24 protein-coding genes are annotated in these 21,924 nt (G+C 60.2%); 13 read left to right on the top strand and 11 right to left on the bottom strand.

Translation table 11 applies throughout. The annotated features are described in order from the left end of the window. Positions 1-40 precede the first annotated feature (40 nt). Positions 41-808, top strand: a complete 768-nt coding sequence (locus J3P93_RS07115; RefSeq protein ID WP_434596114.1) for an AraC family transcriptional regulator — start codon at positions 41-43, stop codon at positions 806-808. Between the two features lie 93 nt (positions 809-901). After that, on the top strand, positions 902-1,219 hold the full coding sequence (locus tag J3P93_RS07110; protein WP_093099168.1) for a hypothetical protein: 318 nt from the start codon (positions 902-904) through the stop codon (positions 1,217-1,219). 35 nt (positions 1,220-1,254) lie between these two features. Here J3P93_RS07110 and J3P93_RS07105 read toward each other — a convergent pair whose 3' ends face one another. Beyond that, positions 1,255-2,310, bottom strand: a complete 1,056-nt coding sequence (locus tag J3P93_RS07105) for an MBL fold metallo-hydrolase (protein ID WP_434596111.1) — start codon at positions 2,308-2,310, stop codon at positions 1,255-1,257. Between the two features lie 212 nt (positions 2,311-2,522). Between J3P93_RS07105 and J3P93_RS07100 the strand changes: the two genes are divergently transcribed. The 3 genes from J3P93_RS07100 to J3P93_RS07090 all read left to right on the top strand — a co-directional run bounded on the left by J3P93_RS07100 (position 2,523) and on the right by J3P93_RS07090 (position 5,805). After that, positions 2,523-3,131 (top strand): TetR/AcrR family transcriptional regulator, encoded by a 609-nt coding sequence (locus tag J3P93_RS07100; RefSeq protein ID WP_434596109.1) that lies wholly within the window; start codon positions 2,523-2,525, stop codon positions 3,129-3,131. 448 nt (positions 3,132-3,579) lie between these two features. Continuing rightward, positions 3,580-4,899, top strand: coding sequence for a methyl-accepting chemotaxis protein (locus tag J3P93_RS07095; protein ID WP_434596107.1), 1,320 nt, complete (start codon positions 3,580-3,582; stop codon positions 4,897-4,899). A 198-nt stretch (positions 4,900-5,097) separates the two neighbouring features. Further along, positions 5,098-5,805: a CTP synthase C-terminal region-related (seleno)protein gene (locus J3P93_RS07090; protein ID WP_434596105.1), complete on the top strand. Its 708-nt coding sequence runs from the start codon at positions 5,098-5,100 to the stop codon at positions 5,803-5,805. 188 nt (positions 5,806-5,993) lie between these two features. On the opposite strand, the gene J3P93_RS07085 is transcribed toward J3P93_RS07090, so the two are convergent. Continuing rightward, the gene (locus J3P93_RS07085) at positions 5,994-6,320 is read right to left on the bottom strand and encodes a DUF2025 family protein (protein WP_434596102.1); all 327 of its coding nucleotides are present in this window, start codon (positions 6,318-6,320) and stop codon (positions 5,994-5,996) included. Between the two features lie 220 nt (positions 6,321-6,540). On the opposite strand from J3P93_RS07085, the gene J3P93_RS07080 reads away from it, so the two are divergent. Together J3P93_RS07080 and J3P93_RS07075 are read left to right on the top strand one after the other, a co-directional pair. Next, positions 6,541-7,668, top strand: coding sequence for a glycerophosphodiester phosphodiesterase (locus tag J3P93_RS07080; protein ID WP_434596100.1), 1,128 nt, complete (start codon positions 6,541-6,543; stop codon positions 7,666-7,668). Positions 7,669-7,824: 156 nt separating this feature from the next. After that, positions 7,825-8,130, top strand: a complete 306-nt coding sequence (locus J3P93_RS07075; protein ID WP_030142484.1) for a PepSY domain-containing protein — start codon at positions 7,825-7,827, stop codon at positions 8,128-8,130. Positions 8,131-8,434: 304 nt separating this feature from the next. On the opposite strand, the gene J3P93_RS07070 is transcribed toward J3P93_RS07075, so the two are convergent. Then, entirely contained in the window at positions 8,435-10,057 is a 1,623-nt protein-coding gene (locus tag J3P93_RS07070; protein ID WP_434596098.1) for a methyl-accepting chemotaxis protein, read from the bottom strand. A 276-nt stretch (positions 10,058-10,333) separates the two neighbouring features. Here J3P93_RS07070 and J3P93_RS07065 point away from each other — a divergent pair, with 276 nt between their 5' ends. Both J3P93_RS07065 and J3P93_RS07060 read left to right on the top strand, forming a co-directional pair. Beyond that, the gene (locus J3P93_RS07065) at positions 10,334-11,356 is read left to right on the top strand and encodes a transporter (RefSeq protein WP_434596097.1); all 1,023 of its coding nucleotides are present in this window, start codon (positions 10,334-10,336) and stop codon (positions 11,354-11,356) included. A 248-nt stretch (positions 11,357-11,604) separates the two neighbouring features. Further along, positions 11,605-13,218 carry an inorganic phosphate transporter gene (locus J3P93_RS07060; protein WP_434596096.1) on the top strand — a complete coding sequence of 538 codons (1,614 nt, stop codon included), beginning with the start codon at positions 11,605-11,607 and terminating at the stop codon, positions 13,216-13,218. A 125-nt stretch (positions 13,219-13,343) separates the two neighbouring features. On the opposite strand, the gene J3P93_RS07055 is transcribed toward J3P93_RS07060, so the two are convergent. Beyond that, positions 13,344-14,240 (bottom strand): LysR family transcriptional regulator, encoded by an 897-nt coding sequence (locus tag J3P93_RS07055; protein WP_434596095.1) that lies wholly within the window; start codon positions 14,238-14,240, stop codon positions 13,344-13,346. A gap of 122 nt (positions 14,241-14,362) precedes the next feature. On the opposite strand from J3P93_RS07055, the gene J3P93_RS07050 reads away from it, so the two are divergent. Beyond that, positions 14,363-15,121: an SDR family NAD(P)-dependent oxidoreductase gene (locus J3P93_RS07050; protein ID WP_434596094.1), complete on the top strand. Its 759-nt coding sequence runs from the start codon at positions 14,363-14,365 to the stop codon at positions 15,119-15,121. Positions 15,122-15,168: 47 nt separating this feature from the next. Here the strand turns inward: J3P93_RS07050 and J3P93_RS07045 are convergent, their stop codons facing one another. Beyond that, positions 15,169-15,606, bottom strand: a complete 438-nt coding sequence (locus J3P93_RS07045) for a multidrug/biocide efflux PACE transporter (RefSeq protein ID WP_434596093.1) — start codon at positions 15,604-15,606, stop codon at positions 15,169-15,171. Between the two features lie 89 nt (positions 15,607-15,695). On the opposite strand from J3P93_RS07045, the gene J3P93_RS07040 reads away from it, so the two are divergent. After that, positions 15,696-16,550 carry a LysR family transcriptional regulator gene (locus tag J3P93_RS07040; protein WP_434596091.1) on the top strand — a complete coding sequence of 285 codons (855 nt, stop codon included), beginning with the start codon at positions 15,696-15,698 and terminating at the stop codon, positions 16,548-16,550. Between the two features lie 130 nt (positions 16,551-16,680). On the opposite strand, the gene J3P93_RS07035 is transcribed toward J3P93_RS07040, so the two are convergent. From J3P93_RS07035 to J3P93_RS07025, 3 genes are read right to left on the bottom strand one after another with little or no spacing between them, the layout of a single operon-like run. After that, complete coding sequence (locus J3P93_RS07035) at positions 16,681-17,910, bottom strand: RNA polymerase sigma factor (protein ID WP_434596090.1); 1,230 nt, start codon at positions 17,908-17,910, stop codon at positions 16,681-16,683. Beyond that, positions 17,903-18,247: a YciI family protein gene (locus J3P93_RS07030; RefSeq protein ID WP_008081988.1), complete on the bottom strand. Its 345-nt coding sequence runs from the start codon at positions 18,245-18,247 to the stop codon at positions 17,903-17,905. The genes J3P93_RS07035 and J3P93_RS07030 overlap by 8 nt, the downstream gene beginning before the upstream one ends. A gap of 40 nt (positions 18,248-18,287) precedes the next feature. After that, positions 18,288-18,713 carry a YybH family protein gene (locus J3P93_RS07025; RefSeq protein WP_090285484.1) on the bottom strand — a complete coding sequence of 142 codons (426 nt, stop codon included), beginning with the start codon at positions 18,711-18,713 and terminating at the stop codon, positions 18,288-18,290. A gap of 138 nt (positions 18,714-18,851) precedes the next feature. On the opposite strand from J3P93_RS07025, the gene J3P93_RS07020 reads away from it, so the two are divergent. Together J3P93_RS07020 and J3P93_RS07015 are read left to right on the top strand one after the other, a co-directional pair. Continuing rightward, positions 18,852-19,337, top strand: coding sequence for a GNAT family N-acetyltransferase (locus J3P93_RS07020; protein ID WP_434596089.1), 486 nt, complete (start codon positions 18,852-18,854; stop codon positions 19,335-19,337). Between the two features lie 18 nt (positions 19,338-19,355). Further along, a complete protein-coding gene (locus J3P93_RS07015) occupies positions 19,356-19,961 on the top strand; it encodes a pyridoxamine 5'-phosphate oxidase family protein (RefSeq protein ID WP_434596088.1) in 606 nt (201 codons plus the stop codon). Positions 19,962-20,096: 135 nt separating this feature from the next. Here the strand turns inward: J3P93_RS07015 and J3P93_RS07010 are convergent, their stop codons facing one another. The 3 genes from J3P93_RS07010 to J3P93_RS07000 form a co-directional block, all read right to left on the bottom strand. Next, positions 20,097-20,585, bottom strand: coding sequence for a GNAT family N-acetyltransferase (locus J3P93_RS07010; protein ID WP_434596087.1), 489 nt, complete (start codon positions 20,583-20,585; stop codon positions 20,097-20,099). 86 nt (positions 20,586-20,671) lie between these two features. Beyond that, complete coding sequence (locus tag J3P93_RS07005; protein ID WP_434596086.1) at positions 20,672-21,157, bottom strand: GyrI-like domain-containing protein; 486 nt, start codon at positions 21,155-21,157, stop codon at positions 20,672-20,674. Between the two features lie 69 nt (positions 21,158-21,226). Then, a complete protein-coding gene (locus J3P93_RS07000) occupies positions 21,227-21,889 on the bottom strand; it encodes a LysE family translocator (protein ID WP_434596085.1) in 663 nt (220 codons plus the stop codon). Positions 21,890-21,924 lie beyond the last annotated feature (35 nt).

The raw sequence follows: 21,924 nt of genomic DNA, 5'->3' as shown, positions 1-21,924 counted from the left end.
CAGTAATGTTTGCGTTTACGCCAACCACCGGAAGTCGCACATGCGCAATGTTTCGATCAACGAACTGGATGACACACCGCGCAAGGTGGTGGCGCTCGGTACGGATTATTCCCACGGTCACCTACTGCCTTTTCATACACATCGGCGCGCGCAGTTGTTATATGGCGCGACTGGTGTGATGCAGGTGCGTACCCATGACGGCGATTGGGTGGTGCCGCCGCAGCGGGCGGTGTGGATTCCGCCGGGGGTGGCGCATGAGGTGTTGATGCTCGGCGTCAGCACGCGCAGCTTGTATATCGAGCCCGGCGCGGTGGATCTGGGTCAGCGCTGCCAGGTGATCAGCGTGTCGCCGTTGATGCGCCATCTGTTGATGGAGGCTGTGGCAGCGCCGCTGATGTATGACCTGGACGGACGTGACGGCGCGCTATTCGACTTGTTGTTGCATGAGCTGACACGCAGTGAGGCGCTGCCCCTACATATCCCTATGCCAGCCGAAGGAAAGCTCCTCAGTCTGTGTCAGACCTTTCTGAACAAGCCCAACGCACACCAATCCCCGCAGTCTTGGGCCGAGCAGATACACATAAGCTTACGCACCTTTAACAGATTGTTTCGGCAGCAGACCGGGCTCAGCTTTCGTCAATGGCGGCAGCAGGCCTGCGTAGTGCTGGCGCTGGCGCGACTGGCCGAGGGCGAGGCGGTGACGCGCATTGCGCTGGACTTCGGCTATGAAAGCCCGGCGGCGTTCTCGACGATGTTCCGGCGGGTGCTCGGTCAGGCACCGTCCGTCTGGTTGGAGGCGGCGAAGTAGGGCAAATCTAAAAATGCGTTTGATCCCGGCCGAAAACAACTGTACAAAAACACAGTACATTTTCAATCAGCACTTTTGAGCCCGGAGCACACCATGGCCTCTCTTGCGATGAACCACATTCTCGAACGCATTGCCCTTTTCCAGTTCACCCCGACGCACTGCGTCCAGGCCCGAGCGATGCTGGGCTGGAGCGTGGAACAACTATCGCGCGAGGCGCAGGTGCCGGTTGAAGACATTCAACGCTTCGAGGCGCAGCAAGAGGTGGCGGACGCAGCGCGGCTGGCGCTGGCTTATCGATTTGAGGCGCTGGGGTTGGTGTTTTTTCCGGGATTCAGGCCGGGGCGTAGTGCGAGTGTCCGAGCGGCGGCATCGGAAAGCCTGGAGCGTGGGGAATATGCAATGGCTGAATAAGTCGGTTCGCCAGAGGTGCGAACCGACTCAACCCATCAGGCATTCTGCGCAACCACCTCACCCTCCCCTTCAACCGCCAGCCACCACGCACTGCCCCGTTGCGGTTGAGCGATGTTGAACGCTTCGCCCATCTGCGGGGTGGTGATGGCGACGCTGCGTTCCCAGGCCAGGGCGAGGATGCGGTCGAAGGGTTCGTGCCAGGCGTGCATGGCCAGGTCGAAGGTGCCGTTGTGGATCGGGAAAAGCCAGCGGCCCTTGAGGTCGATGTGCGCTTGCAGGGTTTCTTCTGGCTGCATGTGCACGTGTGGCCATTCGACGTTGTAGGCGCCGGTTTCCATCAGGGTCAGGTCGAACGGGCCGTATTGTTCGCCGATGCGTTTGAAGCCGTCGAAGTAACCGCTGTCGCCGCTGAAGAAGATGCGGGTGTCGCCGTCGATCATTACCCAGGACGCCCACAGCGTGCTGTTGCCATCGAACAAGCCACGGCCGGAAAAGTGCTGCGAGGGTGTGGCGATAAAGCGAATGCCGGCGATTTCCGCGCCCTGCCACCAGTCGTACTGGCGGACTTTGCTGGCGTCGATGCCCCATTTGATCAGGGTATCGCCGACGCCCAGCGGCGTGAGGAACAGGTTGGTTTTCGCCGCCAGTCTGAGCACGGCTGCGTAATCGAGGTGATCGTAATGGTTGTGGGACAGGATCACCGCTTCGATCGGCGGCAACTGGTCGATGCTGATCGGCGGCTGGTGAAAGCGTTTCGGGCCGGCCCACTGCACCGGTGATGCGCGCTCGGCGAAGACCGGGTCGGTGATCCAGAATTTGTCGCGCATTTTCAGCAGCAAGGTCGAGTGGCCGAGGCGATAAACGCTGTGGTTCGGTGCGGCCAGCAGATCTTCGCGGGTCAGTGCTTGCACCGGGATCGCGGCGCTGGGCCGGGTAGTGCGCGGTTTATGGAAGATCATGTTCCACAGGATCCGCAGCATTTTGCGCAGGCCTTCGCGTTGCACCGGTGCGTGATTGCGGAACAGGCCTTGATCCTGGCGCGAGGCTTCAGGCTTGGAAGTGTTATCCGTGAGCGAAACTGGATTGGCCATGACTGAATGACTCCGGAACGCCGCGTATTACACGGTTTTCCAACGGTGGGACGGTTGATGGCCAAGCTGCACGCAAAGGCCGAACTGTCGGTTTTGTAAGCGGCGAGGATTAACGCAACATTACACTGACGGGTGTAGTTTCTAGGTTGCATCAAAGCTGCCGCCAAGTAAACTGCCAAGTGTAATTTCCTCTTTTTTGCTTAAGCGACCTTATGACAGCTCCCCAGCGCCTCACCGAGCGTAAACGCGCAGCCATTATTCAGGCGGCGATTGCCGAATTCCGTGCACACGGGTTCGAGATCACCAGCATGGACAAGATCGCCGCGAGCGCTGGCGTGTCGAAGCGCACGGTGTACAACCACTTCCCCAGCAAGGAAGAATTGTTCGCGGAAATCCTCAATCAATTGTGGGCGCGGATCAGTGCCGAGCAGTCCGTCGCCTATCGCCGCGATGTACCGTTGCGCGAGCAGTTGTGGCCGATGCTCCAGGCCAAAGTGCAAATGATGGCCGACGAAAACTTTCTGACGCTGGCGCGGGTTGCGATTGCGGCCACCATTCATTCCCCAGAACGCGCACAGAACATGATCGAGCGCATGGGCGAGCGCGAAGAAGCGCTGACCGTGTGGATTCGGGCGGCGCAGGCCGATGGTCGTTTGAAAGCGGTCGATCCGGAGTTCGCCGCGCATCAGGTCCAGGGGATGCTGAAGGCTTTTGGTTTCTGGCCGCAGATTTCGATGGGCCGCGCCGCGCTGGATGCCGAGACGCAGCAGACCGTGGCCGAATCAGCGCTGGAGATGTTTCTGGCGCGCTATCAGGTTTGAACGCACTGGCGAAGTAGCGCGGCCGACGAACGGTGGGCTTCACCACATTCCTGAAACGTATTTCAGGAACAATCTTGCGCAGATTGTTCCGGTTCCAGTGCGCCTGAGTATCGGTGCAAACCGCTTCGCATGTTGTACAAGAATGCAAGTAAAGCTCCGGATCATGCCGACAACATGCTTATAATCCCGCTCCGCAAGGCTTGTAGCCATTCGAGACGCCATCCGGCAAATTGCTGACCGATTGGTCCACCCCCATAAAACTTATACAAAACTACAAAAAATCACATACTTGTACAAGTTTACGATTTTTTGTATAAGTAGCACTCTGCCAGCTAAGGAACGCTGGCATTGAGCAGTCACCGCCGAATGCCGCACCGCGCATTCGGTCTGCCGGCGCGGTAATAGGGACTGAATCCTTGATCTTCCCAATTTCCAGAGTACTGCGAGCATGTTCTTCAATCGCCAAAAACCCATTATTGACGACCTTCAGCGCACCCTCACTGAACAATCCGGCCTGCTCGACGCGATCAATCGCTCGATGGCGGTGATCGAATTTGATCTGGAGGGCGTGGTGATGCGCGCCAACGACAACTTTCTCAAGACCATGGGCTACACGGCTGAACAAGCCATCGGCCAGCCGCATCGACGTTTCTGCACGCCGGAATTCGGCCGCAGCGCGCAATACACTGAACTGTGGTCGCGCCTGAAAAATGGCCAGTTTCAGTCCGGCACGTTTGAGCGGATCAACAGCCAGGGCCAGCCGATCTGGCTGGAAGCCAGTTACAACCCGATCAAGGATGCTTCGGGGCGTGTGGTGAAAGTGGTCAAGTACGCCATGGACGTAACCGCCAAGGTGCAACAGGAAAGTGAAGCCAACGCCAAGTTGCAGGCGATTGACCGGGCGATGGCCGTGATCGAGTTCGACCTGGAGGGCAATGTCCTCACCGCCAATCAGAATTTTCTGACGCGCATGGGTTACACGCTCGCCGAATTGAAGGGTAAACATCACCGTTTGTTCTGCACTTCGGAGTTGGTCAACAGCGGTGCGTATCAGGATTTCTGGCGTCGCTTGAATCAGGGTGAGCTTTTTCACGGCTTGTTTGAACGCGTCGATAAACGCGGGCAAACGGTTTGGCTCGAAGCCAACTACAACCCGGTCTACGATGCCGCCGGGCGCTTGTGCAAAGTGGTCAAGTTCGCCTCCGACGTTACCGCCCGCGTGGTCCAGCATGAGCAGGATGCACGCAGCGCCAGCGCGGCATATCACATCTCGGTGGCGACCCGAAAAGTTGCCGAGCAAGGCACCCAAGTGATCCAGCAAGCCGCCAGCGAAATGCGCGAGATCGCCGAAGATATCGCCCAGTCGTCAACCTTGATTGCGCAACTGGGCGAACGCTCCGAACAGATCACCGCCATCGTCAACACCATCCGCGCGATCGCTGACCAGACCAATCTGCTCGCGCTCAACGCTGCCATCGAAGCCGCTCGCGCCGGTGAACAGGGCCGTGGTTTTGCCGTGGTTGCCGACGAGGTGCGACTGTTGGCCGGCCGTACCAGCGGTTCGACCGCAGAAATTTCCAACATGATCGGCCTGATCCAGAGCGAAACCCGCCAGGCCATCAAGAGCATGGAAGGCACCCGCGGCCGCGCAGCGGAAGGGGTCGAACTGGCGAATCAGGCGGGCACGGTGATATTGCAGATTCGCGATGGCGCGAGTGAAGCGGTGGAGGCGGTGAGCATGTTTGCCAATGAGCGGGCGCCTGGGTAAGACGGGGTCGCTCGGGAGCGCGGCGGGATTCGGGTCATGGCTTGGCATTGAACCGCGTTGCCGCCATCGCCAGCGGGCTGGCTCCCACAGGGACTTCGGTATTGCGAAGCGTGTGTTTTGACAGGGAGAAACGCGCTATCCAGTGCGCGAGCGCCCGATTATATTGTCCGCCAACACTCAACAGCGCAGGGACATCCCATGGAACGCCGCGCCATCCGCATCGCCCTGATCGGCGATCACGACCCGCAAGTCACCGCCCATCAGGCCATCCCCGTCGCTCTCGGGCTGGTTGCCGAACAACTCGAGCGCGCAGTGCGATTCGACTGGTTACCCACTGAGCAGATCCACGCCGATACGCCGCTGGACTCCTTCGACGGTTTCTGGTGCGTGCCGGCCAGTCCTTACAAAAGCGAAGATGGCGCCTTGCGCGCGATTCGGTTTGCCCGCGAACAGCAGCGGCCTTTCCTCGGCACTTGCGGCGGTTTTCAGCATGCCGTACTGGAATATTCACGCAATGTGCTGGGCTGGGCCGATGCGGCACATGGCGAAACCTCGCCGGAGTCCGAGCGCGCATTGCTCACGCCACTGACGTGTTCGCTGGTCGAGGCAGTGGACAGCATTCACCTGGAGCCCGGCTCGTTGATCGCCAAGGCGTACGAAACGGCTGAAATCCATGAAGGTTATCGCTGCCGTTATGGTGTGAATCCGCAGTTCGAACGCCAATTGCTCAGCGATCGGCTACACGCTGTGGGGCACGATTCTGCGGGGGACTTGCGTGCCGTTGAGCTCAAGGATCTCCCGTTCTTTGTCGCTACGCTGTTCCAGCCGGAACGTACGGCGCTCAAGGGGCAGACGCCGCCGCTGGTGCTTGCGTTTGTTGTAGCTTGTGCTGGTAAGCAGTGTTGAGTTCGGCTTCTGATTTGGACAAATGGTTGGCGGTGCATTCACCGGCCCCTTCGCCAGCAGGCTGGCTCCCACAGGGATCGGTGAATACCTCAATTCCCTGCTAGTCCCCACAGGGTTTTAGGCACGCCACGAATCCATTGTGGGAGCCAGCCTGCTGGCGATGGCGGCTACCGGTTCACCGCAAGGCTTCAGCCCCGCACCAGACTGCGCACCGCGATGATCTCCGGCACTTCCACCTTGCTCATGTAAACGCGCAGCGGTTCGGTGATGTTGATCCGGTCGTCGATGTGTTGATCCAGCAGCAACTGGATCAACTCGCGTTTAAGGGTCATGGTCTGTTCGGTCGCGGGGGCCCAGACGAATTCGTTGGCGGCGATGATGCCGTCATCGGCGACGTCCATCCCGAACGAGTCTTCGCTGAATCTGACGATGTATTGACCGGTCTTGCGATTGAGGCCGACGAAGCCCTTGAGGTCGTCGGCGGCCTGGCAGATGAGTTGGGAGGTGATGCGCATGGTAAACCTCGCGAATGATGATCGATGGTTTACACGCAGGGCCACTGAGCGGCGCACCCTCTGCCGGGGTGTCTGCCGAGAGCAAGCGTACTGCAAACGGCGCCACAAACGTGCAGGAAAATTCGCTTTTGATACGTTTATGTCGGTCCTGCGCTGGCACCGGAGCGCTTCAGTTGTTAAAACAGTGCTCTTTGAAATTGCCTGCGAAAGGAACTCGAACATGCCCGCTACTTTTACCAAAAGCGCTTTGGTCCTGAGTCTGCTGCTCGGCCTCGGTCAGGCGCAGGCCGCCAGCCACAGCGATCCTGAAGCCATTGCCGCAGCCCACGGCATTCCGCACCCGGCGGTGATCGCTCACCGTGGCGCGTCGTTCGATGCGCCGGAATCCACCGCCGCCGCTTACCGACTGGCCCGCGACCTGGGCGCCGATTACCTGGAGCTGGATTTGCAGCGCAGCAAGGACGGCGTGTTGTTCGCCCTGCACGATGACAATCTGCAGCGCACCACCGACGTTGCGAGCAAATTTCCGGAACGCAAGGATAGCCCGGCCACCGCGTTCACCATGGCCGAACTGAAAACCCTCGACGCCGGTAGCTGGTTCAACACCAAGTACCCGGACCGCGCGCGCCCGTCCTATGCCGGGCTGAAGATTCTGACCCTCGATGAAATCATCGACATCGCCCGCGCCAATCCGCAGCACAAGCCGGGCCTGTACATCGAAACCAAAGAGCCGCAGCTGTTTCCCGGCATCGAACATGACCTCAAGGAAAAACTCCAGGACCGCGGCTGGCTGAGCCCGGCCGGTTCGAAACTGGCGAAAAGCGCGCTCGGCGTTGGCCAGGGCAAAGGCAAGGTGATCCTGCAGACGTTCGACAAGAACAGCCTGCAATTGCTGGAAAAGGAAATGCCGCAAGTGCCGAAGATCCTGCTGTTGTGGGTCGGCGAAGGCAGCATCGAGCCGAAATCGAACGTGACCTTTGCCGCTTCCGGTGAAAAGGACAAGAACGTTTTCTACGGTAAACAGGAACCGAAGTCCGAAGCTGAATTCAAGCAGTGGGTCGACTTCGCCAAGGCCCAGGGCGCTATCGGTACCGGTCCATCGGCCAAACTGACCCATGGCGGTGACCAGAGCTATTCGGATCTGGTGCAGCCGTGGATGAATCAGTACACCCATGATCAGGGCATGCTGGTGCACGTCTACACCGTCGATGAGCCGGTGGATTACGAGAAAGTCATGGCGGCCGGAGTCGATGGCATCTTTACCAACCGCGCCAGTGAACTGTTGAAGTTTTACCAGCGCCCGGCGGCTGGCAGTGTTGATGAAGTATTGAAGAAGAACGGTTTCTGAGCCGTTATCGAGTCGCCTGCTTCGCGAGCAGGCTCGCTCCCACAAAGAGCAGTTTTATCGCGAGGCCGAGATTTAAGGGTGAATTAAGTTGCGCTGGTTAATCTGAACTCACTTACACAGATCAACCACTTCAACGCACAACCAAGGAATGAACCGATGAAAACTTTGACTGCCCTGTTTACCGCCGCTGCCCTGACCCTCACCGCTGGCCTGGCTCAGGCCGACGTACGCATCGACCAGATCCCGCAACTGGTGAAAGACGGCAAGATCAAGTCGCTGGAATCGATGAACGCCGAGGCGCTGAAACTGCATCCGGGTGCGACCATTACTGACACCGACCTGGACAACCACTTCAACGGTTATGAGTATGAAGTTGAGCTGAAGACCGCTGATGGCAAAGAGTTCGATGTGGACTTTGATGCAACTACCGGCAAGGTGTTGAGCAACAAGCAAGATACTTGATAGAGCGCTGATAAAGAGCCGCACGATTTAATGATCGTGCGGCTTTTTTGTGGCTGGCGTTTGACGTGAGGTTTGGGGTGACTGGGAAATCGATTCCCCCTCACCCCAGCCCTCTCCCCCGGGAGAGGGAGCCGATTTGCGGGCCGCTCAAACCTGAGTTCACCTCGACATTTCAGGTCGACGTATCTCTAACACACACTGCGGTCAGTCCCCTCTCCCTCTGGGCGGTCCGACGTTTCGGGAGGGCTAGGGTGAGGGCCAAGCCATCACGCCGAAAAAACTGACGTACCACGCCCCAAACCAATCAAGCACTCAACCGCGCCGTCACTTCATTCAATTGCCCCGACAGCCCATGCAGATTCTGGCTGGCACTCTCGGTGCGTTGCACATTATCCAGGTTGGTGCTGGCAATCGCAGTGATCTCGGTGAGGTTGCGCGAGATGTCTTCGGCCACCGAAGTCTGCTCCTCAGCCGCCGTAGCGATCTGCCGGTTCATATCACGAATCGCTTCCACTGCATGAGTGATGCGCTCGAGCATCGCACCCGCCTGGGTGACTTGCTCGACGCTTTCATCGCTGCGCGCCTGGCCATTATCGATGGCGTGCGCAGCGTCCACCGCGCCGGTCTGCACACTCTGAATGATCTGGTTGATCTCGATGATCGACTCCGCCGTGCGCTGCGCGAGGTTACGCACTTCGTCGGCGACCACGGCAAAGCCGCGCCCGGCCTCACCAGCGCGTGCCGCTTCGATGGCGGCGTTGAGCGCGAGCAGATTGGTCTGTTCGGCGATGCCGCGAATCACTTCCAGTACCTTGCCGATGCGCCCGCTGTCCGCTTCGAGACGGCGGATCACGGTGGCGGTGTTGGCGATTTCGCCGCGCATCTGCGTGATCGAATGAATGGTGGTCTGCATGACCTTCTCGCCCTGCTGCGCCGACTGATCGGCATCGTCGGCAGCGCGTGCGGCGTCGGCGGCGTGGCGCGCGACTTCCTGGGCGGTGGCGGACATTTCGTTCATCGCCGTGGCCACCTGATCGGTGCGGTTGAATTGCTCGTTGGTGCCGCCGGCCATGGTTGTGGCGATGGCGTTCAACTCGCCGCTGGCGCTGTCCAGATCGCTGGCACTGCGCTGCAGACGGGTGAAGGTATCGGCGAGGAAATCGCGCAAGGTGTTCGCCGCGGTGGCGAGGTTGCCCAACTCGTCCTGCCGCTCGTTGGTCACACGCGCAGCGAGTTGGCCGCGACTCAATTGGCTCACATAGTCGATGAGTTTGCGGATCGGCTCGACCAGGTTGCGATTGACCAGCCACAGGCTCAGCAGGCCGATCAGCAGCCCCGACGCCAGCATCACCAGCAAGCCGATCCACACAGTACGATCGGCGCCGGCACTGATCAGCGCCGACTGCTCAGTGCCCTGCTGGCGCAGTTCAGCCACCAGTTCGCTCATCTGATCGCTGGTCGCGCGGTCGACGCCTTTGACTGCGGCATCGCCCGCCGCCGGATCACCGCCGGCGGCGACGTAGGCATCGCGGCCCTTCTGGTAGGCCGCGCCGAGTTGGCGGTGTTCGTCACGCAGGCGTTCGATGCGGTTTTTCAGGCTCGGCTCGATGCTGCTCTGGCCGGCCAGTTCGCTGAGGATTTTCTGTACGTCGCGCTGACGCTCTTCGAACTGGCCCCAGTACTTGGCCAGATCCGCCGGCTGCTTGCCGCGCAGCAAGACGTTTTTCCATTCCTGCACCTGCACCTTGAATTGCAGGTTGGCTTCGTCGATCAGTTGCGAGGTGTGCAACGGCCCGGCGAGCAACTGGCTGTAACTCTGTACGCCATTGGACAGGAAATGGAAGCAGGCCAGCGCGATCAATAGCACCGCCAGCAGACTGCCACTCAACAGGGCGAGCATTTGCGCTCTCAGGGATTTTTGCAGCATCGAAGGTACTCACGACAGGGGTGGAGCACGCCCGGAACGAGCGTGAAAAATGGCCGGACCTCCCTGTCGGCGAACCTTGGCTCAAAGCCAATGGCGCGCAACCTAACTCAGCTGAGATCGGCGTGCCAGAGCCCTTCTTGAGAAACTTCCGACAGCCGGTAAGGCATTGATTTGACGCCGTTTTACTGTCACATAAATGTCATGTGACATTGCGATGATGCCGCTCAGGTGAACCTGTAAAACCCGCATCAACCGCCCTCCTCGCAGCGAGCCGCCATGAATCACAGCCTCGATATCAGCCATCGCGATCCGGACCTGTTCGGTTTGCTCTATGGCTTCCGTTTTCTGCCCGGCGAACGCGGGCGCGAAGTCGATTCGGCGACGGCGCTGCGTTGCTTGCAGGACGACAGCGACAGCGGTGAATTCCTCTGGCTGCACCTGAATCTGGCCCACGCCGCCTGTGAGCGCTGGATGAAAAGCCATCTGCAATTGCCGGAAGAATTTTTCGAAGCGCTGCATGAGGGCTCGCGTTCGACGCGCATCGAGCATGTCGACTCAGCGTTGCTGGCGGTGGTCAACGATGTGGTGTTCAACCTCAGCAGCATGGTCTCCTCGGACGTGTCGACGCTGTGGGTTTGTGTGCGCAGCAAACTGATCGTCAGCGCACGCCTGCAACCGCTGCACTCGGTGGACAAATTGCGCTCGTCGGTGAAGGCCGGCGAGCGCTTTCGTTCGCCGTCGGAATTGCTCGTGCACCTGCTGCGCGATCAGGGCGAGGTGCTGACGCAGATCGTGCGCAAAACCAGCCTGAGCGTCGATCAGATCGAGGACGAATTGCTCTCCTCGCGGTTGTCGACCAACCGCGCCGAACTCGGCGCCAACCGCCGCGTGCTGGTGCGCCTGCAACGCTTGCTGGCGCTGGAACCGGGTTCGCTGCTGCGCCTGCTCAACCGTCCGCCGCCGTGGTTGCAGAAGGAGGACGTGAAGGAGCTGCGCAAGTCCACCGAGGAGTTCGCGCTGATCATCAACGACCTCACCGCCCTCGGTGAGCGGATCAAATTGCTCCAGGAAGAGATCGCCGCCAACCTCAACGAACAGAGCAACCGCACGCTGTTCACCCTCACCGTGGTCACGGTGCTGGCGCTGCCGATCAACATCATCGCCGGTTTCTTCGGCATGAATGTCGGCGGCGTGCCGTTATCACAAGACCCGCACGGGTTCTGGGTACTGGTCGCGCTGGTGGCGACGTTCACCCTGATCGCCGGGCGCTGGGCGTTTCGCAAGCGTGGAGATTATTGAGGCCCCCACCCCGCGCACACCACAACCCCCTGTGGGAGCTGGCTTGCCAGCGATAGCGTCAGGTCAGTCAACATCCACGTTGAATGTCAGTCCGCCATCGCTGGCAAGCCAGCTCCCACAGGGGACTTCGGCGTTCTCAAGATCAATGGTCAGACTAATCAGGCAAACACTGATCTGCCGCAGTCTCTCTGTAACATTCTGCAACGATCATGGGCGACATTCCTTCCCTCGCTCAGGATTGTCCGCTCATGGCTACTCCCTCCCTGACCGCCAGCCCCGCCCCTGCCGCCAGCGGCCGGCCGGCGCTGGACAAGAAACCCAGCCCGTTCACCTATGTGATCTTTTTCGCGGTACTGGCGATGGGCATGCTGTTCACCGCCTACAGCCTGATGCACGACATGCACGAACTCGGCACGGTGGTCACCACCTGGACGCCGTTTCTGCTGCTCGGCGTAGCGCTGCTGATTGCGCTGGGCTTCGAGTTCGTCAACGGCTTCCACGACACGGCCAACGCGGTGGCGACGGTGATCTACACCCACTCGCTGCCGCCGAATGTGGCAGTGGTCTGGTCGGGCTTTTTCAATTTCCTTGGCGTGCTGCTTTCCAGCGGCGCGGTGGCGTTCGGCATCATCGCCCTGTTGCCGGTGGAGTTGATTCTGCAGGTCGGTTCGTCGGCTGGGTTCGCGATGATTTTCGCTTTGCTGATCGCCGCCATTCTGTGGAACCTCGGCACCTGGTGGCTGGGCTTGCCGGCGTCGTCTTCGCACACGCTGATCGGCTCGATCATCGGCGTCGGTGTGGCCAATGCGCTGATGCACGGCCGCGACGGCACCAGTGGTGTCGACTGGGCGCAGGCGACCAAGATCGGTTACGCCTTGCTGCTGTCGCCGCTGGTGGGTTTCGGTTGCGCGGCGCTGTTGCTGCTGGCCCTGCGCGCCTTCGTCAAGAATCGCTCGCTGTACAAGGCACCCGAGGGCAACACCCCGCCGCCGCTGTGGATTCGCGGTTTGCTGATCGCCACCTGCACCGGCGTGTCATTCGCCCATGGCTCCAACGACGGGCAGAAAGGCATGGGCCTGATCATGCTGATTCTGGTCGGCACCTTGCCGATGGCCTACGCCTTGAACCGCACCATGCCGGAAGAACAATCGCTGCAGTTCGCCGCGGTGGCGCAAGTCACCCAGCAGGCGCTGGTGAAAAGCTCACCGCTGCCGGCACCGGCCGATCCGCGTCCGATCCTTTCCGATTACGTGCGCAGCAAGGAAGCCACACCGCAACTGATTCCGGCCCTTGCCGCGTTGACCGGACACATCGGCGAGCAAGTCAGAGGCTACGGTTCGCTGGCCAAAGTGCCCGCCGAAGCCATGGGCAACGTGCGCAACGACATGTACCTGGCCAGCGAAAGCATTCGCCTGATGGACAAGAACAAGGTTGGCAACTTCGACGCCGACACCAGCAGCAAACTGCAATTGTTCAAACAGCAGATCGATAACGCCACACGCTTCATTCCGCTATGGGTGAAGATCGCCGTGGCCATCGCGCTGGGGCTCGGCACCATGGTCGGCTGGAAACGCATCGTGGTGACCGTCGGCGAGAAAATCGGCAAGACCCACCTGACTTATGCGCAAGGTGCCTCGGCGGAAACCGTGGCGATGCTGACCATCGGCGCAGCGGACATGTTCGGCCTGCCGGTCTCGACCACCCATGTACTGTCATCCGGCGTGGCCGGGACCATGGTCGCCAATGGTGGCGGGTTGCAGATGAAGACCATCCGCAATTTGCTGATGGCGTGGGTGCTGACCTTGCCGGCGGCGATCCTGCTGTCGGGCAGCCTGTATTGGCTGTTCACCCAGATTTTCTGAGCAAATGAGAATCCCCCTGTAGGAGTGAGCCTGCTCGCGATAGCGGTGTGTCAGTCAACGCTGATTTATCTGACACACCGCTATCGCGAGCAGGCTCACTCCTACAGGGGATTGTGGTGACCCCGTCAAAGCGTCGATTGAACCACCTCCCCCAGCCAATCCATGAACACCCGCACCCGCAGCGGCAAATGCCGTTGCCGCGCATACAGCAATGAAATCGCCATCGACGGTGCGGTGTATTGCGGCAGCACGGTAACCAGTTCGCCGTTTTCCAGATGCGGCTGCATGCCGGTGCGCGGTACCTGAGTCAGGCCAAAGCCACCGAGGCACGCCGCCTCGTAAGCATCGGTGCTGTTGACCGTGATGCTGCCGGCCATCGGCAATCGCCGCACCTCGCCGCCCTCCTCGTAGACAAAACCTTCCGAACGCGACCCCAGCACCCCGACGTAATGCACCAGCCGATGCTGCGCGAGGTCCTCCAGGGTTTGCGGCACGCCGTAGCGTTCGAGGTACGCGGGGCTGGCGCAGTTGATCATCGAAAAATCGCCGAGGTGCCGCGCCACCACCGATTGATCCGGTTGCGCGCCGACCCGCAGCACGCAATCGAAGCCTTCGCTGAGCAGATCGACACGGCGGTCGGTGCTGCTGATTTCCAGTTGTAGATTCGGGTGCTGCTGCATGAACTGCGGCAGGCGCGGCATGACCAGACGCCGGGCGAGAATGTTCGGCATGTCGACACGGATGCGCCCGGTCAGCGAGGCCTCGTCCTGGCGGAACAAGCCTTCAATCTCGTCCATGTGCGACAGCAGATCCTTGCTGCGCTCGTACAAGACCATGCCGTCCTGGGTCGCTTGCACTTTGCGCGTGGTGCGCTGCAACAGGCGTGTACCGAGCAGGGCTTCCAGCGCTTGCACATGTTCGGACACGGTTGAGCGCGGCAGACCCAGGCTCTCGCCGGCGAGGGTGAAACTCGACAGTTCGCTGACCCGCACGAAGGTGCGCAGCAGTTCCAGTTTGTTCATTTTGGCGCCCCGCGATTGTTCGGCTGATCCGATCAGTGATTCCGCTTTCAGCCTGTTTATCAGCTTGGGGCGGATAAATAAACTTTGATCCATCCCCACTCAACGCAATCGGAGCAAGCCCCATGAACCGTAAAATCGCATTGATCACCGGCGCCAGCCGTGGCCTCGGCAAGAACGCTGCACTGCACCTCGCCGCGCAAGGCATCGACATCATCGGCACTTACCACAGCCGCGCTGACGAGGCGCAGGCGCTGGTCAGCGAACTGCGAGCGCTCGGCGCCAATGCGGTCATGCTGCAACTGGACGTCGGCCGCAGCGAAAGCTTTGCCGAGTTCGGCGCGCGGGTTGAGCAGGCCTTGCAGCACACCTTCGACCGTCAGCGCTTCGATTTTCTGGTCAACAATGCCGGAATTGGCGTACATGCCTTGTTCGCCGACACCACCGAAGAGCAGTTCGATCTGCTGATGAATGTGCAGTTGAAGGGGCCGTTTTTTCTGACTCAACAGTTGCTGCCGCTGATCAACGATGGCGGGCGCATCATCAATGTTTCCAGCGGCCTGACCCGCTTCAGCCTGCCCGGTTACGGCGCTTATGCGGCGATGAAAGGCGCGATGGAAGTGCTGACGCGTTATCAGGCCAAGGAGCTGGGCGCACGGCAGATCGGCGTGAACGTTCTTGCGCCGGGCGCCATCGAGACTGATTTTGGTGGCGGTGCCGTGCGCGACAATTCAGCGTTGAATGCGATGGTCGCCAGCAACACCGCGCTGGGCCGTGCCGGGCAACCGGACGATATTGGCGGCGCGTTGGCGCTGTTGCTGTCCGAGGGTGGTCGGTGGATCAACGGCCAGCGTGTCGAGGCTTCCGGCGGCATGTTTCTCTGATTTGAAACGAAAAAAATCGCAGCCTTCAGTGGCTGCGATTTTTGCGTTTAACCCTGACAGACGTTGCGCGATACGAAGCGCTCGCGCAGTACGTCGTAACCCCAGTGATAAACATAGGTGTACGGCAGGAAAAACAGCAGCACACCGATATCGAGCAGCAGCGCCTGCCACAGGCTGACCGACAGCCACCAGGCGATCAACGGCACGCCCATCACGATCAAACCGCCTTCAAACAGCAGCGCATGCGCCACCCGCACCCAGGCGTTATGGGCAACATTCAGACGCACCAACACCCGATCAAAGAACCGGTTGAACACCACGTTCCAGCCCAGCGCCAGCAGCGCAATCAGGACAGTGACCGCGCCCATGTCGAGCAGCGGCTTTTGCAACAGCCTCGCCAGCAACGGCGTGCAGATCAGGATCGCCAACAGCTCGAAACCAATGGCCTGCAAAATACGTTCAGTGATGGATTTGTCGGCAGTCATGGCCGGGCTCCTTGAGTAAAGATGGTTGCCATGATCGACCCTCGCACCGATACTTCATAACCAATAACCATCGATCAAGGCGATAGTTGATGATCTCGCAGGAAGTGCTGCTGGCGTTCGTGCAAGCGGCGACGCAAGGTTCGTTTTCCGCGGCGGCGCGCAAGCTGGGGCGCAGTCAATCGACCATCAGCGCGGCGGTGGCGAGTCTTGAGATTGATCTGGACGTTGTGCTGTTCGACCGCAGCAGCCGCAAACCGACGCTAACCCCGGCCGGGCACGTGCTGCTGCAACGGGCCGAGGCGATTCTTGCGGCGAGCAATCGTCTGGAAATGACCGCACGGCAATTGTCGCAAGGCGTCGAGCCGAAGCTGACGGTGGCGATTTCCGACACCTATCAGTCCTATCGCTTCGAGGCGGCGTTGGTGGAGTTCGAGCAGCGCTATCCGGACCTGCAACTGGAATGTCTGATCGCTGAATGCGAGGACTTGATCGAACTGGTCCAGCGCGGCCGCGCGCACTTGGCCTTCGCGGAAATGCAGGAAAGTTATCCACCCGACCTGGTGACCTCGACCGTGGCCGAACGCACGGAGATTGCCCTGTTCGTCAATCGCGAGCATGCGCTGGCGAAGCTTGAACAGGTGGATCAGCAACTGCTCGAGGAGCATCGCGAGTTGCGCCTGGCGACCATCGTCAATCCGTATGACAGCCGTGGCAAAGGCCGGGTGTGGTCGGCGCCGAGTTATCTGATGCTGATGGAAATGGCCGAGAAAGGGTTTGGCTGGGCACCGCTGCCGCGCTGGCTGGCGCAGCGCTATGGCAATGAGCTGCTGGTGGAACTGAACGTGCGCGGCTGGCCGAAACCGGTGTTTGTCGATGCGCTGTGGTCACGCCTGTATCCACCGGGGCCGGCGGGGAGCTGGTTGTTGGGGAAGATGCTGGAATAGTGGCGCTGCCAATCGCTAGCAGGCTAGCTCCCACAATGCCCGAGTCGTGCACGATACTCATGGACATCCTCGACACCTGTGGGAGCTAGCCTGCTAGCGATGAGGCCGGCACGGTCGGTGAGATCTCAGGTCAGTCCAATTCGCTCAGACGCCCTTCAATAAAACGCCGCTCAGGTTCTTGTCGAGTCAGCTCAAGAGCACGCAAATAGGCTATGCGCGCCTCATCCACCCGGCCCAACTGTCGACAAAACTCCGCCCGCGCCGAATGTGCCAGGTGGTAACCCTGCAAGTCGCCGCGCTGCAAAATCCCTTCAATCAGACTCAGCCCGGCCCCCGGCCCATCGCGTTTGGCCACCGCCACCGCGCGATTCAGCTCGATCACCGGCGATGGCAGCACCCGCAGCAACACGTCATACAGCCCGACGATCTGCACCCAATCGGTTTGCGCTGCGTCCGGCGCCTCGGCGTGTACCGCGGCAATCGCCGCCTGCAAACAATACGGGCCGAACCGCCGAGTACTCAGCGCGCGCTCAACCAGTGCACAGCCTTCGGCGATCAACCCTGCGTCCCACAACGCGCGATCCTGATCATCCAGCAGCACCAGTTCGCCGCTCGGCGAGGTGCGTGCCGGTCGCCGCGATTCGTGCAGCAGCATCAGCGCCAGCAGCCCGATCACTTCCGGCTCCGGCAATAACTCCATCAATAGGCGCCCGAGGCGAATTGCCTCGCGCGTGAGATCTTCGCGGGTTAGCTCAAGGCCGATCGATGCCGAATAACCTTCGTTGAACACCAGATAAATCACCCGCAACACACTGTCGAGTCGTTCGGGCAACTCTTTCAGGCTCGGCACCTGATAGGGGATTTTCGCGTCGCGGATTTTGGCTTTCGCGCGCACGATGCGCTGGGCGATTGCCGCCGGCGCAGAAAGAAAGGCGCGGGCGATCTCCTCGGTGGTCAGGTCGCAGACTTCGCGCAAGGTCAGCGGCACTTGCGCATCCGCCGCCAGCGCCGGGTGACAGCAGGTGAAGATCAGGCGCAGGCGATCGTCTTCCACGTCCTCGCCACTCCAGTCGGCCTGTTCGAGTTCTTCCAGTTGCGCCAGCAACAACGGTTGCGAAGCCTTGAACCGTGCGCGCCGACGCAACACATCAATCGCCTTGAAGCGCCCGGTCGAGACCAGCCAGGTGCGCGGGTTGTCCGGCACGCCGTCGCGCTCCCAACGTTCCACCGCGACGAAGAACGCCTCGTGCAAGGCTTCTTCGGCGAGGTCGAAATCACCGAGCAGGCGGATCAGCGTCGCCAGAATCCGTCGTGAATCCTGACGGTAAACCTGCTCGACCCGCGCCCGTACGTCAGACATTCAACTGCCGCACCGGTCGCACCTCAACGCTGCCGACCCGCGCTGCCGGAATGTTGCCGGCAACCTGGATCGCTTCGTTGAGGTCCTTGGCATCGATCAGGTAGAACCCGGCCAGTTGCTCCTTGGTTTCGGCAAACGGCCCATCGGTGATCGACAGCTTGCCGTTGCGCATTCTGACCGTAGTGGCGGTCTGCACCGACTCCAGCGCTTCGGCGGCGACCATGCGTCCGCTGCCCTGGATCGACTCGGCGTAGGCCCAGCATTCGGCGTCTTCGGGGCTGTCGGGCGACGAATGCAGCAGGCGCTCGTCGCTGTAGACCAGGCATAAATACTTCATGGCGTTCTCCTGATTCGAACGGTTCAACTATGGCTGAAGATCAGGGCTGCACATCGAACAGGGTCGCGCCGCTCATCGGATCGAACGGCGCCGACCAATGCTCATGGACGATTTTCCACGCTCCACCAACCTGCCGATAACAGGCAGTGACGCGCATCCAGCAGCTCTGGGTTTCGCCTTTCTCGTTGGTCCCGCCGCAATTGGCAACCCAGTGAGCGAAGGCGATGGTGTCGGCGCTTTCGATGGCGATTTCCTGAAACTCGAAAACGTGCGGGCCGGGGCACATTTCCATGCACTCGACCCAATGCGCGCGGTACGCCGCTTTACCCTTGAATTGCAGGGCCTTGATCGCATCGAACGAGACGATGTCGTCGGCGTACAAGGCCATGACTTTTTCGACGTCCTTGGTCATCACCGCTTCGCGATAGGTATTGATCAGGGTCTGGATTTCGCTGTGTGCGTTCATGGTGTTCTCCGTGGTTTTTGTGGGAAGACACCCTTAGTCGTTTGTGCTTTTTGCAGATCGACAGGCCAAACAAAAATATTTCACGACGCCAATATCGCTAGAATCCGAGGCTCACTTTGTAGGAAAAAGGAAATTCCCGTGTCAGCCAGACTCGTGCCGTACGACAACCTGAACGCCTTGCAGCGTCAGCAAGTCGAGGCGATTGAAATCCATGCCGAACAGATCAAGTTCTCCGGCGACATTCACGGCGCGTTGCACACGCTGCTGTCGAAACCCGGCCCCGGGGTGAAAGGTTTTGCCCTGTTGGCAGACGAGGTGCCGGTAGCGTTCCTGCTGCTCAAGCGTCCGCCGGTACTGCCCGACTGGGCCAACGAACACAGCGCCACATTGCATGCGTTGCAGGTCGATCACCGTGCGCAAGGCAAAGGTTACGGCAAGGCATGCCTACAAGCTCTGCCCGCCGTCGCGCGTGAAGCCTGGCCGGAAATCCGGGGACTGGAACTGTCGGTGGACGCCGACAACCAAGCGGCCATCGCGCTGTACGCCAAACACGGCTACGTCGACAGCGGCGAGGCGTACAAGGGCCGGATCGGTTACGAGCGGCGCATGGGGCTGTTTTTCTGAGTCGTAGAGGGAGGCACGATGATTGATTCAATCGCAGCACTCGAGGCGATATACGGCCAGCCGCACGAACGCGCGGTGCGCAAGCAGATCGGCTTTCTCAACGACGATTACCAGGCGATGGTGCGCCTGTCACCGCTGGTGATCGTCAGCTCAACAGGCGCCGATGGCCTCGACAACTCACCGCGCGGCGACAAGCCCGGGTTCGTGCGGATCATCGACGAACGCACCCTGGCCCTGCCCGATCGCCCGGGCAACAACCGCATCGATACGTTGCGCAATGTGCTGCATGATCCGCGGGTGTCGCTGCTGTTCATCATTCCGGGGATTGGCGAAACGCTGCGGGTCAACGGCACCGCGCAGATCAGCGCGGTGCCTGAGATGCTGGAGAGTTTTGCGGTGAATGGCAAAGCGGCGAAAACGGTGTTGCTGGTGACGGTGGAGGCGGCGTTTTTTCATTGTTCGAAAGCGTTCGTCCGTTCCGACGCCTGGAACCCGCAAACCCATCTTCCACGCTCGGCGTTGCCAAGTGCCGGCGCGTTTCACAAGCGCCTGAATGACGGCCAGTTCGATGCCGAAACCTACGACGCTGAAGCCCCGAAGCGGGTGCGCGACACCCTCTATTGACCCCCCCGTCGATGATCGTTCCCACGCTCCGCGTGGGAATGCAGCAAGGGACGCTCCGCGTCCCAAAAGCGTGACGCAGAGCGTCACAAGAGGCATTCCCACGCGGAGCGTGGGAACGATCAGGTTCGGTGCTCGTCAGAGGGTCAGGATCATCTCGTGCCACGCCATGCCGCCGTGGTCGGACTCCGAGGGTTTGATATAGGCAAACCCAAACCCGGCATACAGCGGGATGTGCTGCTCTTTGCACATCAGGTGAATCGTCGCTTTATCCATCCCGCGCATGCGTTCGATGAACTCGGCCATCAAACGCTTCGCCAGACCCTGGCCCTGATAATCCGGATGCACGACCACCGACATGATCACCACGTTCGGCCCTTTCGGGTCGTGGCCGATCAGTTCCTTGAACGCTTCGTCGGACATCTGCACATCGAACGCCGCGCCGGAATTGACGAAACCGGCCACCTCGCCATCCACCTCGGCGACGATAAAACCTTCCGGCCAGGTGGCGATGCGCTTGGCGATCTTTTCGCGGGTCGCGGCTTCGTCGCCTTCGTAGGCAACGGTTTCGATGGCGTAGCAGCGGTCCAGATCGGCGGCGGTGACGTTACGGATGACGGTGTTCATGGCAACTCGGAAATCATTGGAATTGAGGTCGCCAAGCATAAAGCAGATCATCCGGGGCGGACATGATCCGCCTCGATGGGTAGCTCTCAGGCTTTGAGCGGCAACCAGATTTCCAGCGTGCCGGTGAGCAGTTTCGGATTGAAATCCTCGCTGTAGCGCTCGAACTCCGGGGCGTCCGCTGTTTCACGGCCGGACTGCGGCAGCCAGGTGTTCCAGATGTACTGAAAGGTTTCCGGCAGTTGCTCCAATGGCCCCTTGTGCTCGAAGACCGCGTAATGCTGCGGGAGGATTTCAACCCAGCGGTACTTCTCCGGCAGATCATCAAGCTTGTCGATCTGCACGCCGGCGATGTACTCGAAGCCGCCCTCGCCGTCCGCGTTGCAGCAAACGCCATAGGTCACTTCACCGACTTGCGCGGGAATTTTCCCGAGGTGCGGGATGAGTTTTTCCCACAACGCCGGGATGTCTTCGGTGGAATCCTGGGTAAACCGTCCGCCGAATCCAGCGATCAGCAGAAACGCCCCGTGTTCGAAGCGAGGTTCTGCCACTTCGACGCATGTTTGCTCATCCATGACACGACTCCTTGGTACACAAAAGTGGGTTGGGCTGGGAGTATAGAAAGCCCGAACCGTTTCGCACGCTTACAGCGTATGCAACTGCTCGGCGGCGCCCGAACCGACAAACTCGTTATAGCCGGAAAGGATCACATAGACCGCGAAATAGCAGAAGATCGCCGCCGATGCCATGTACGAATAGCGCAACAGCTTGTCGCCCAACAGCTTGCCGCCGTGGCTGGCGGCGAAGCACAGACCGGCCGACCACAGCAGCCCGGCGCAGAGGAAACCGCCGAGAAACAACGCCGAGCTAATCGCGCCACCGCCACCGGATCGGGCGATCAATGTGCCGCCGACCGCCGCAAACCAGAGAATCGCACTCGGCGACGACATGGCGAGAAAGATCCCGCGGAAAAACTCCTTGCGATGGGAGCTCTGCCCCACTTCTGCCGTCTCGGGAAGCAACGCCTCATGATGAATCGCCGAGTAAATCATCTTCCCGGCAAAGTAGATCAGCAGCGCCGAACCACCGATCCACAGCACCCAGCGCACGGTTTCGTACTGCAACAACACGGTCATCCCGGCCAGCGCCAGCACCGCGTAAATCAAGTCACCGACGCAGGTGCCCAAACCCAGCGCAAAGCCCTGAAAGTAACCGCGCTGCATGGCCAGGGTAATCATCGCGATGTTGGCTACGCCGATATCCAGGCACAGCGAAAGGCTCAGCAAGAAGCCGCTGGTGAATTCCATTGACCGATTTCCTTCGGAGAAAATGTTTACAAACA

This window comes from Pseudomonas sp. R3-57, assembly GCF_051132065.1.
Classification (GTDB): Bacteria; Pseudomonadota; Gammaproteobacteria; order Pseudomonadales; family Pseudomonadaceae; genus Aquipseudomonas.
The sequence above is the reverse complement of the archived record's forward strand: the minus strand, read 5'-3'. Positions and strand labels throughout refer to the sequence as shown.

Bases quoted from the DNA above. Each gene is read 5' to 3' on its own strand.
- J3P93_RS07030 (WP_008081988.1), bottom strand. From the start codon at position 18,247: ATGAAGTATTTATGCCTGGTCTACAGCGACGAGCGCCTGCTGCATTCG.
- J3P93_RS07075 (WP_030142484.1), top strand. From the start codon at position 7,825: ATGAAAACTTTGACTGCCCTGTTTACCGCCGCTGCCCTGACCCTCACC.
- J3P93_RS07115 (WP_434596114.1), top strand. From the start codon at position 41: ATGCGCAATGTTTCGATCAACGAACTGGATGACACACCGCGCAAGGTG.
- J3P93_RS07055 (WP_434596095.1), bottom strand. From the start codon at position 14,240: ATGAACAAACTGGAACTGCTGCGCACCTTCGTGCGGGTCAGCGAACTG.
- J3P93_RS07015 (WP_434596088.1), top strand. From the start codon at position 19,356: ATGATTGATTCAATCGCAGCACTCGAGGCGATATACGGCCAGCCGCAC.
- J3P93_RS07085 (WP_434596102.1), bottom strand. From the start codon at position 6,320: ATGCGCATCACCTCCCAACTCATCTGCCAGGCCGCCGACGACCTCAAG.
- J3P93_RS07025 (WP_090285484.1), bottom strand. From the start codon at position 18,713: ATGAACGCACACAGCGAAATCCAGACCCTGATCAATACCTATCGCGAA.
- J3P93_RS07060 (WP_434596096.1), top strand. From the start codon at position 11,605: ATGGCTACTCCCTCCCTGACCGCCAGCCCCGCCCCTGCCGCCAGCGGC.
- J3P93_RS07110 (WP_093099168.1), top strand. From the start codon at position 902: ATGGCCTCTCTTGCGATGAACCACATTCTCGAACGCATTGCCCTTTTC.
- J3P93_RS07005 (WP_434596086.1), bottom strand. From the start codon at position 21,157: ATGGATGAGCAAACATGCGTCGAAGTGGCAGAACCTCGCTTCGAACAC.
- J3P93_RS07105 (WP_434596111.1), bottom strand. From the start codon at position 2,310: ATGGCCAATCCAGTTTCGCTCACGGATAACACTTCCAAGCCTGAAGCC.
- J3P93_RS07090 (WP_434596105.1), top strand. From the start codon at position 5,098: ATGGAACGCCGCGCCATCCGCATCGCCCTGATCGGCGATCACGACCCG.
- J3P93_RS07080 (WP_434596100.1), top strand. From the start codon at position 6,541: ATGCCCGCTACTTTTACCAAAAGCGCTTTGGTCCTGAGTCTGCTGCTC.
- J3P93_RS07050 (WP_434596094.1), top strand. From the start codon at position 14,363: ATGAACCGTAAAATCGCATTGATCACCGGCGCCAGCCGTGGCCTCGGC.
- J3P93_RS07045 (WP_434596093.1), bottom strand. From the start codon at position 15,606: ATGACTGCCGACAAATCCATCACTGAACGTATTTTGCAGGCCATTGGT.
- J3P93_RS07000 (WP_434596085.1), bottom strand. From the start codon at position 21,889: ATGGAATTCACCAGCGGCTTCTTGCTGAGCCTTTCGCTGTGCCTGGAT.
- J3P93_RS07040 (WP_434596091.1), top strand. From the start codon at position 15,696: ATGATCTCGCAGGAAGTGCTGCTGGCGTTCGTGCAAGCGGCGACGCAA.
- J3P93_RS07035 (WP_434596090.1), bottom strand. From the start codon at position 17,910: ATGTCTGACGTACGGGCGCGGGTCGAGCAGGTTTACCGTCAGGATTCA.
- J3P93_RS07095 (WP_434596107.1), top strand. From the start codon at position 3,580: ATGTTCTTCAATCGCCAAAAACCCATTATTGACGACCTTCAGCGCACC.
- J3P93_RS07070 (WP_434596098.1), bottom strand. From the start codon at position 10,057: ATGCTGCAAAAATCCCTGAGAGCGCAAATGCTCGCCCTGTTGAGTGGC.
- J3P93_RS07010 (WP_434596087.1), bottom strand. From the start codon at position 20,585: ATGAACACCGTCATCCGTAACGTCACCGCCGCCGATCTGGACCGCTGC.
- J3P93_RS07100 (WP_434596109.1), top strand. From the start codon at position 2,523: ATGACAGCTCCCCAGCGCCTCACCGAGCGTAAACGCGCAGCCATTATT.
- J3P93_RS07065 (WP_434596097.1), top strand. From the start codon at position 10,334: ATGAATCACAGCCTCGATATCAGCCATCGCGATCCGGACCTGTTCGGT.